The organism is Vibrio sp. V39_P1S14PM300, from assembly GCF_009904765.1.
In the GTDB taxonomy this organism is placed as follows: Bacteria; Pseudomonadota; Gammaproteobacteria; order Enterobacterales; family Vibrionaceae; genus Vibrio; species Vibrio proteolyticus.
Map to the genome: position 1 here is coordinate 1 of NZ_WXWP01000236.1, position 8,238 is coordinate 8,238.

10 protein-coding genes are annotated in these 8,238 nt (G+C 49.7%); 2 read left to right on the forward strand and 8 right to left on the reverse strand.

Annotation, left to right across the window (positions count from 1 at the left end; translation table 11 throughout):
- The 6 genes from CAG65_RS11865 to CAG65_RS11890 all read right to left on the reverse strand — a co-directional run.
- On the reverse strand, positions 1-304 hold a 304-nt coding region (locus CAG65_RS11865), incomplete at its 3' end, for a GFA family protein (protein ID WP_161453768.1).
- 51 nt (positions 305-355) lie between these two features.
- Positions 356-748 carry a VOC family protein gene (locus tag CAG65_RS11870; protein ID WP_040902666.1) on the reverse strand — a complete coding sequence of 131 codons (393 nt, stop codon included), beginning with the start codon at positions 746-748 and terminating at the stop codon, positions 356-358.
- Positions 745-1,215 carry an HAD family hydrolase gene (locus tag CAG65_RS11875; protein ID WP_161453769.1) on the reverse strand — a complete coding sequence of 157 codons (471 nt, stop codon included), beginning with the start codon at positions 1,213-1,215 and terminating at the stop codon, positions 745-747. The genes CAG65_RS11870 and CAG65_RS11875 overlap by 4 nt, the downstream gene beginning before the upstream one ends.
- Before the next feature lie 28 nt (positions 1,216-1,243).
- Positions 1,244-1,717, reverse strand: coding sequence for a response regulator (locus CAG65_RS11880; protein ID WP_161453770.1), 474 nt, complete (start codon positions 1,715-1,717; stop codon positions 1,244-1,246).
- A 2-nt stretch (positions 1,718-1,719) separates the two neighbouring features.
- Positions 1,720-3,045 carry a sensor histidine kinase gene (locus CAG65_RS11885; protein WP_161453771.1) on the reverse strand — a complete coding sequence of 442 codons (1,326 nt, stop codon included), beginning with the start codon at positions 3,043-3,045 and terminating at the stop codon, positions 1,720-1,722.
- Between the two features lie 4 nt (positions 3,046-3,049).
- A complete protein-coding gene (locus tag CAG65_RS11890) occupies positions 3,050-4,468 on the reverse strand; it encodes an SLC13 family permease (protein WP_021705506.1) in 1,419 nt (472 codons plus the stop codon).
- 282 nt (positions 4,469-4,750) lie between these two features.
- Here CAG65_RS11890 and purT point away from each other — a divergent pair, with 282 nt between their 5' ends.
- Entirely contained in the window at positions 4,751-5,929 is a 1,179-nt protein-coding gene (gene purT, locus CAG65_RS11895) for a formate-dependent phosphoribosylglycinamide formyltransferase (RefSeq protein WP_021705505.1), read from the forward strand.
- Between the two features lie 51 nt (positions 5,930-5,980).
- On the opposite strand, the gene CAG65_RS11900 is transcribed toward purT, so the two are convergent.
- The gene (locus tag CAG65_RS11900; protein WP_161453772.1) at positions 5,981-6,631 is read right to left on the reverse strand and encodes a thiopurine S-methyltransferase; all 651 of its coding nucleotides are present in this window, start codon (positions 6,629-6,631) and stop codon (positions 5,981-5,983) included.
- A gap of 344 nt (positions 6,632-6,975) precedes the next feature.
- Here CAG65_RS11900 and CAG65_RS11905 point away from each other — a divergent pair, with 344 nt between their 5' ends.
- Positions 6,976-7,749, forward strand: a complete 774-nt coding sequence (locus tag CAG65_RS11905; protein ID WP_021705503.1) for a RelA/SpoT domain-containing protein — start codon at positions 6,976-6,978, stop codon at positions 7,747-7,749.
- A 115-nt stretch (positions 7,750-7,864) separates the two neighbouring features.
- Here CAG65_RS11905 and ihfA read toward each other — a convergent pair whose 3' ends face one another.
- On the reverse strand, positions 7,865-8,161 hold the full coding sequence (ihfA, locus tag CAG65_RS11910) for an integration host factor subunit alpha (RefSeq protein WP_021705502.1): 297 nt from the start codon (positions 8,159-8,161) through the stop codon (positions 7,865-7,867).
- Positions 8,162-8,238: the final 77 nt, after the last annotated feature.

The following is an 8,238-nucleotide window of genomic DNA, read 5'->3' on the forward strand; positions in this document are numbered from 1 at the left end:
GTATTGAATCCAATACACCCAGTCGAATATTCATCATTCCAGTCTTTGGTTTTAGCGAATACAGGCTGGAACCACAGTGGCGGCAGAACGCCAGCTGGGTATTCTCACTCTTAGTGTAAACCGAAATGTCTTCCTCTCCAGTGACAACCCGAACTTTAGCAGCCTCGATACCACCAGCAGAAGAATAATCTGAGCCTGTGAACTTACGACACTCAGAACAGTGACAGTTCCCCATGTATGCGAATTCATCTGGTATCGTAAGTGTCACGTTGCCACACAGACAAGATCCTTGCAGAGTCGTCATGCTATTCCCCATCAATATGTAAACTACGCACACATTAGCATATCAAGCCCGTTAATTCGATGGCGTCAGGCGGTTGGCCACTTCGATCAGGTTGCCGTCCGGGTCACGAAAATAGACCGAACAGATGGGGCCCACCGCACCGGTGCGTTTCACCGGACCGTCGGTGATAGTCACTCCTTGGCGCTCAATATGGGCCAGTATCTCACTGACGGGCACAGGGGTAATAAAGCACAAATCTGCACTACCGGGTTGTACATGCTGGGCTTTGGGTTCGAATTCCGCGCCATGTTGATGGAGGTTGATCTTCTGCTCGCCAAACCTGAGTGCCTTTCGCCCCTCTCCAAACTCCACCACTTCCATGCCCAGCACCCGATGGTAGAAATCGATAGTCACGTTAACATTGCTGACCGTTAACACCAGATGATCCAAATGCGACACGTTCATCCTTTTAGCACCTCGGGTAACTGTTTAAGTGAAACGATGGTTTCGACCTCATCGGATAGGCATTCCGTTAACCAAATCGCTCGTAACCCAGCCTGACGTGCCGGGAGAATATCCTTATCCCAGTTATCTCCGACCATCACTATCGCTTCCGGTTCTTCCCCCAATTGTTGGCTAACCTTACGATAAAATTGTGCTGAGTCTTTCTCCAAGCCAAGATTCGCGAAACAGAAGTAGCCGCTGAGATATCTGGCCAGCCCAACCCGTTCAAACGCAAACTCGATGTCGCGAACCGCCGAATCCTTAGCACTGGTCGCAATGTATAATGCACAATGTTCGGACAAACTCGATAAGGTCTCCGCAGCGTGCGGCATCACCTCAATCTCTGGCCAGTCACACATCTTGCCACGATACTGAGGAAAATCGACCATCAGTGTATTTCCCCAATCGAACAGAATAATTGTTTGCATCGCACCTCCCTGAATAAACGATAAACAATTACCTCAGTCTACTGAGAACCACCGTCTGATCAAGGTGTTGCTGCAGTTCGACATAATCGAGCCCCTGCTCGAAAATAAATTCAGTCACCAACGTCCGGACACACTCCACCAGCTCCGTTGGCTGCCAAGGCTTTTCAAAGTAGCGCTGGATACCGGCGTGGTTTATGGCATGAATGGTATCTGCGTGGGTCGCCTGACCCGTCAGCAATACTTTTTTGGTATGACTGAAACGGCTATCTCGGCTGACTTCCTCAAGCAACTCCACGCCGGTTTTCCCCGGCATTACGTGATCAGAGATCAAAACCGCGATCCACTCTCCCTCTGCATCCAGTTCATCCATCAATTCGAGTACTTCTTCTGCCGATTCACAATCTTCGATATTCAGCCAGTCGCTCAGAGGAGACAGATCCTGCAACACCGCGCTCAATACCTCCCGCTGATCATCGACACAAATGACATTTAACTTTTCCATGGTTACTTACCCTCAATTGGTAGTTTTATCCTGAAGACGGTGCGCTGTTTGTCGCTTTTTACCGCGATCGTTCCGCCATAACCGGTAATGATCCGGCGCGCAATCGACAGACCTAAACCAAGACCAAACGACAGCCCGCCTTTCTTCGTCGTAAAACTGGGCTGGAAAATCTTACGACGAGTGGTTTCGTCGATTTCAGGACCGTTGTTGGACAACGAGATCAGAATGCGCTGCTTACTCAGCCGAGTCTGGATATCAATTTCCGGAGCCTCCGTCTGCCGCATCGCATCACAGGCATTTTTGAGAATGTTGACCCAAACCTGCACCAGCTCTGTCGATGACGCAGTAAACAGTGGCAGTTCTGCAGGTCGTATCCGCACTGCCACTCGTCTGAGATCGCTCTGCAATAACGCAACAGCACGATGCAGCGTTTCATTAATGTCCACGGCTTCATCTTGCGAAATATCGGTACGGCCCAACTGTTTTACAGATTTGACAATGCCAACTGTGTGCCGGGTCGCCAAACGAAGATCGTGCAGATCACGTCCAATTTCCCAGTATCGAATCGCGGCAACCGGGTCGGCTAACCAATGCGACTCCAGTACATCATCCGGTACAGCACGAGCCAGATTTCGCGCCAGCTCTTTGGGCAAATGATAGTCGCGCTCGAGTTCCCGGCCTTTGTTTCTCACCTGAACAGAGGACGCTTTCTGGCCGTGTTGCAATCCCAGTTCAAAATACAGACTGGCGTCTGGGTGCTGCTCTTCGAGCAGTTGCAATAAGACGCTCTCCAGACGCTGAGACTTACTGCTTACGACACCAATCGCGTTATTCAGTTCATGTGCCAACCCTGCTGCCAGTTGGCCTAGTGTGGTCATCTGTTCTGCGAGATGTAACTTTTGCAGTGCCCGTTCTTTGGCAAGTGCTTCCTGTGTCGCTCTGCGCTGACGTTGTGACAGCTCGTTGACAATCACTGGCATAAACTGCGTGGTCAGCACCCCATATTGTTCGGCGTCAATCGCTGCGGTGTGGCGATCTATCCATGCTAGCTCCGCCGCTGTTTTTGCTATCACCGTCGAACTGGCTGCGCCATTCCCGGAGAAAAAACTGTGCACGCCCAGAAATGCGCCTGGCATGGCCGAAAAAACTTTGATGGCTGACGCACCCTGCTCGGTAAAATACCCGTCCAGTTCACCGGCAATCACATAGTACAAACGGTCATTCTGGCTATCTTGCTCGATCAACTGATGCCCTGCTGAGACCTGAAGGCGCCGTTCCGGCTGACTAAAATAGCGCGCAATCAGCGCTTGCAAGCCTGAGTCGTTCATGCGCTTATCCGATATGACCCACAGCGTGAAGAATCCACACCATGACAAAACTCAGCAATACCCCAATGACGCCCAGAACCACACCGATCCGAGCCATCTGGTTGCTTTGAACGTACCCAGTAGCGTGTGCCAACGCGTTCGGTGGTGTACTGATCGGTAACGACATTCCCAAGGACGCGGCAAAGGTCACGACCAAAATTAAGGTAATTTCGCCACCAAGCGGCATCAGTGAAGCCATCGAAGTACCCAATGCCGCCATAATGGGCATCAACAGATTCGCCGTGGCAGTGTGTGACATAAAATTGGCCATCGCTAAACACAGGAACGCTGCACCAAACAGCACCACATAGGGAGAAAATTGATCAAACGGAATACTGTGAACCACCAGACGGGCAAGCCCGGTTTTGTCCAGTGCCAAGCCGAGCGCAATCCCCCCGGAGACCAGCCATAAGACATCCCAGGAAATTCTTTTCAGGTCTTCTTTGTTGATGATCCCTGTGAGAGAAAACACCGCGACCGGGATCAGCGCGACGGTGTAGGAGTTCATGCCGTGTGAAGAGCCCATCAACCAAAGGATAATTGTCAAAGCAAAGGTGATGTAAACCGTGATCGCTTTAGGTGTTTTTAGAAACTTGCCTTTGATACTCAATTCGATGGTCTGTTGTTCCGCTTTATACAGGAAGCCGATCAAAAACCAGGCGAGCGTCATCATGATAACCACAAACGGCACGCCAAAGACCATCCACTCCCCAAATGTAATCAGGTTGTCCCCCACCAGGTATTTCAAAGCAATCGCATTGGGGGGCGTGCCGATGGGAGTACCTATCCCGCCAATATTCGCCGCCACTGGGATGCACAACGCAAAAGCAATGCGACCCGGATCGTTAGGACCGAATACGGCAATCACTGGTGCCAGTATCGATAACATCATTGCGGTCGTTGCTGTGTTAGACATAAACATGGAAAACACCGCCGTGATCAACATCAGTCCCAACATGACGTATTTGGGATCGTGACCGAATGGCTTTAAAAGCACCCTCGCTAAGTTCACGTCCAGTCGATACTTGGTCGCCGCCATGGCAAGAAAAAAACCGCCCAGAAACAGCATGATAATGGGGCTGGCAAATGTTGCCATAATATCCTGATATTTGAGCAGTTCACCAAAGTGTGGCTGTCCTTCTGCCAAGCGAAATAGGATGATGCTTTTGTCTGACAATAGCAGCAACTCCAGCACAATGATCACCACCGAAGTGGCGTATATCGGGATCGGCTCAAACACCCAACACAAAGCAGCTAAGAGAAATACAGCGATGACCCGCTGCTGGATGATGGTCATGCCGACAAACGGGAATGCGGATGAAGGCAGCAGCAGAACAAGCAGCGGAATGACAGTCGGAATTAGGTATTTTAGATACGGACGCATGGCAAAATCACTCTTCCTGAGGCAGATTTAACTCGGGTGTGGAGTAATAACTCGACAACCTGTCTGAAGCATTATCGGCCGTGTCGTGCTCTCTTTGTTTAGCGTCAGATCAATGAATTACACCACTCTATGAAATTTGTTTTGTAAATGTGCTGTAAGTCGGATTTCATGCCGTATTCATTCACCTGATACCGACAAATCGCCACACGCAAACGTTTGCTTTTGAAAAAATAATGCGTATGATCGCGGAAAATTTTGTTCTGTGTCGAAAAAGGATGCGTCATGTTTGGTACTGCTACACGAAAAAATGCTACCCGGGTGTTGTTGCTGGGATCTGGAGAACTGGGGAAAGAAGTGGCCATCGAGTGCCAGCGCCTCGGGCTGGAAGTGATTGCTTGCGATCGCTACGCTGATGCGCCAGCCATGCAGGTGGCTCATCGCAGTCACGTGCTGGACATGCTCGACGGTGATGCGTTGCAATCCATCATTGAACAGGAGCGACCTGACTATGTGGTACCAGAAATAGAAGCCATTGCAACAGACAAACTGGTTGAGCTTGAAACGCAAGGGTTGAAAGTCGTTCCGACGGCAAAAGCCACTCAACTAACCATGAACCGCGAAGGGATTCGCCGCCTGGCGGCAGAGACCTTGAAACTGAATACGTCACCGTACCGTTTTGCTGATTCCTTCGAAGAGTTTCAGCAAGCCGTGCAAGACGTTGGTTTGCCATGCGTCTGCAAGCCAGTGATGAGTTCGTCCGGCAAAGGTCAGAGCGTGCTGAAAACACAGGAAGACATTGACTCAGCCTGGCATTATGCTCAGGAAGGCGGACGGACTGGGGCCGGACGTGTCATCGTCGAAGGCTTCATTGATTTTGATTATGAAATCACTCTGCTGACGGTACGTGCCTGCGATGGTGTGCATTTCTGCGCGCCCATCGGCCACCGCCAGGAAGATGGCGACTATCGCGAGTCCTGGCAACCTCAGGTGATGTCCGACAACGCACGCAAGGCCGCGGAATACACAGCGGAACAAATCGTCAATGCATTGGGGGGATACGGCATTTTCGGCGTAGAGTTGTTTGTAAAAGGCGATCAGGTGATCTTCAACGAAGTATCTCCTCGTCCGCACGATACTGGCCTGGTGACTCTGATGTCTCAAGACATGTCAGAATTCGCGCTCCACGTTAGAGCGTTTACCGGACTGCCTGTCGCAGGCATTACTCAATACGGCCCATGCGCCTCTGCTGTGCTGCTCGGACAGGGAACATCAGACAACATCGGTTACGAGGGCCTGGATCAGGCGCTGCTGCAACCCCGGACTCAAGTACGTCTGTTTGCTAAACCAGACATCGCAGGACGCCGCCGTTTAGGAGTAGTGATTACCCGCCGACCTAGCCTTGAGCAAGCACTGACTGACGCCATCGACTGCGCCTCTAAAGTTACAGTGACCTACGAATAGATCTCCTGACGGGGAACAAATATAAAAAAGCGCCCATTCACGGGCACTTTTTCAAAATCCTTCAATCAGGAACACTTCTTCGGCAAATCGGCTCAAACCTTTTTTTGCGCGTTTGGGGTGTGATTCATCGGCAACATCCCGATGCAAGCGCGTCACCTGGTAGCCATCATACAGCTGACGAACTTCTTCTTCACTCACACTGAATGGCGGCCCCGCCATTTCATTTTGTTGGTAATCAAGCGTCACCAATAAAATGCGCCCACCCGGTTTTATCCGGGTTTTGAGATATTCAACATATTGGCCCCGCATTTCCTGAGGTAACGCCACCAGTGAAGCGCGATCATAAACAATGTCGACCGGCTCGATCGGCGCGGTAAAAAAGTCCCCGATGTACACGGAAAGCTCATCAAACTGATACAACTCATGCTCAGCGCTGATCGGAATGACCAAGGGGGTATAAAAGTGCTCGGCAAAAAATGCTCGTACCGCAATGGTACTCAATTCAACACCCTGAACGCTCTCATGCTTGCTGGCCAGCCAGACCAGATCTTCCGATTTACCACACAATGGAACAAAAACACTGTCTTCTCGTGCAGGATTGGTATGGTGCCAAAATTTAATCAACAATGGGTTCACATCGTCAAGGTGAAAACCTATCTGATTGGCCGCCCATTTGCTGTGCCAGAACTCTGGATCTCTCATTCTTATCTCGTGACTGACTTTACATGAGGCATAGCCTACCCCAATTCGAAAATAAACCAAAATGAACGACGGTGTTCATCTTCGATTAATCTTCCTCTGCCTATACTGATTCCACTTGTTTGACAGATAACACTTTGTTACAGGTTTTAGATGAACCTTCTGCTCTGAGAAACCTCTAATTTAAAGTCAATAATTTTGTGACTTGTCGCATAGTTTAAAAAACCAGCATTCTGGATGCGTTGTTTTCAGCATGGACAACCCAATAACAAGTTAGAGACCGAATTGCTTTGCGCTTAACCTTTTAAGTTCCCACTTTATAAGCCGATGCAAGTTAAGGAGAGCGAATGAGCTTATTTCTGCGTACTACAGCACTGATGCTTCTGGTACTAAGCCGTGCACCTGCCTTTGCAGCAATGCCTACCGTGCCTGGCAACGAAGAAACGCGTTCAACCAGCCAGAACGAGGTTTGTTCTAAACGCTTCAAACACAGCCTGAGTGGCCTGTATGGCATTCAAGCCATCGACGTCACGCCCCTCCAGCCTTATACAGATTTCGATGTTCTCTACAGTAAAGCCCATCAAGCACAGCGTGAACTGGAAACCATTTGTAAAAGCACAGCACTGCTGACATCAACCGACGCATATTTCGCTGGGGTAAAATCAGAGCAACGTGCCAAGGAAAAAATCGCCCACGAACTGAATGGGAAAAGCGAACGCATTACCGATTTGGCTCGAGCGACCATCGTTGCCAACGATGTAGCCAGCCTGGTGGATGTTTACGAAGCACTCGACCGTGAAGCAACGATCGTAAAAGTGAAAAACCGCTTTAAAAAACCGGCGGCATCCGGCTACCGAGATCTGAACTTGTTAGTTCGTCTGCCAAAAACCGGCGTAATCGCTGAAGTGCAATTGCATCTGAAAGCCATCGCAGACGTGAAAAGCGGACCAGAGCATGATTTGTATGAAGTGGTTCAATCAATTGAGCGACAGGCGGCGAGCGAGAACCGAGCATTGAACGATATAGAAATGGCTCGAATAAAGAATATTCGTAGCCAGTCAAAGGCACTGTATCAGGCCGCATGGCAACCTTACATTACCACTCACATTCAGGCGGCTTAAAATACTCTGCTCCAAAAACAACAAGCGACCATTTGGTCGCTTGTTCGCTCTGAAACCGTTGTGTGGCTGACGAAAAAACAAAAGACCACATACGGGAGTGTGGTCTTATGCGTCTTTACTTTTCGACTTTAATATTCTCGACGCGAGCCTTCAGTTTTTGACCCGGGCGGAATGTTACGACACGTCGAGCAGAAATAGGAATGTCTTCACCCGTTTTCGGATTACGACCCGGACGTTCATTCTTGTCTCGCAGATCGAAATTCCCAAAACCGGACAGTTTTACCTGTTCGCCACTTTCCAGAGCTCTACGAATTTCTTCGAAAAACACTTCAACCGTTTCCTTGGCATCCCGTTTACTGTATCCAAGCTTTTCAAACAGGTTCTCAGCCAAATCGGCCTTTGTGAGCGCCATAAAACTTCCCTCAAAGCTGTGTTAAACATTGCTGCCAATTGACAGCGCCAAAGCAATTCGCCTAGCCAATCAACAAC

Coding starts and splice junctions, on each gene's coding strand:
- CAG65_RS11870 (WP_040902666.1), bottom strand. CDS start 748: ATGAACGTGTCGCATTTGGATCATCTGGTGTTAACGGTCAGCAATGTT.
- CAG65_RS11875 (WP_161453769.1), bottom strand. CDS start 1,215: ATGCAAACAATTATTCTGTTCGATTGGGGAAATACACTGATGGTCGAT.
- CAG65_RS11880 (WP_161453770.1), bottom strand. CDS start 1,717: ATGGAAAAGTTAAATGTCATTTGTGTCGATGATCAGCGGGAGGTATTG.
- CAG65_RS11885 (WP_161453771.1), bottom strand. CDS start 3,045: ATGAACGACTCAGGCTTGCAAGCGCTGATTGCGCGCTATTTTAGTCAG.
- CAG65_RS11890 (WP_021705506.1), bottom strand. CDS start 4,468: ATGCGTCCGTATCTAAAATACCTAATTCCGACTGTCATTCCGCTGCTT.
- purT (WP_021705505.1), top strand. CDS start 4,751: ATGTTTGGTACTGCTACACGAAAAAATGCTACCCGGGTGTTGTTGCTG.
- CAG65_RS11900 (WP_161453772.1), bottom strand. CDS start 6,631: ATGAGAGATCCAGAGTTCTGGCACAGCAAATGGGCGGCCAATCAGATA.
- CAG65_RS11905 (WP_021705503.1), top strand. CDS start 6,976: ATGAGCTTATTTCTGCGTACTACAGCACTGATGCTTCTGGTACTAAGC.
- ihfA (WP_021705502.1), bottom strand. CDS start 8,161: ATGGCGCTCACAAAGGCCGATTTGGCTGAGAACCTGTTTGAAAAGCTT.